Here is a 400-nt window from a genome sequence, read left to right as displayed (position 1 = left end):
TCTTCACCCTGCTGGGCGGCCGCAACCGTCTGCAAGCCATGATAAACCTCGGCGCCCGCTACATCGCCTTCCATCGCGAGGCCGGAGCCATCGTCGGTGACGTTCTCAGCGAGGAGGGTAAGGAGAACATGAACAAGAATGCCCTTCGCGACGATGATGAGAAGGGCGCCACACCCATTGATGGGAAAGAGTGAAGAAGAGGAGTAAGCCCGAAGTCAACCCTGAAGAGATCAACAAGGGCACCCTCGTTGCCGTCGCGGTGGCTGCTGTCGCCGTTATCGGGATCGCACTGAAAGCCATGCGTAAAGGCCCTAAGGATAGGAAAACGGGCTCCCAGGACCCGTCCTTGTTCGAGAATCTCGCCACGCGCAAGCCTTCCGGCGGGCGAGTGACCCAACGT

2 protein-coding genes are annotated in these 400 nt (G+C 59.5%); both read left to right on the top strand.

The genetic code is table 11. From position 1 onward, the window contains the following. Positions 1–194, top strand: a 194-nt coding sequence (locus tag KJQ97_RS10140; RefSeq protein ID WP_214120726.1) for a hypothetical protein, incomplete at its 5' end; no start/stop codon positions are given. After that, positions 191–400 (top strand): hypothetical protein (locus KJQ97_RS10135; RefSeq protein ID WP_214120725.1); only part of this gene is annotated, 210 nt, incomplete at its 3' end. The genes KJQ97_RS10140 and KJQ97_RS10135, both read left to right, overlap by 4 nt.

Origin of the sequence: Campylobacter sp. 2018MI01, assembly GCF_018501205.1 — a bacterium.
Lineage (GTDB): Bacteria > Campylobacterota > Campylobacteria > Campylobacterales > Campylobacteraceae > Campylobacter_E.
This window is presented reverse-complemented; position numbering and strand designations above follow the sequence as displayed.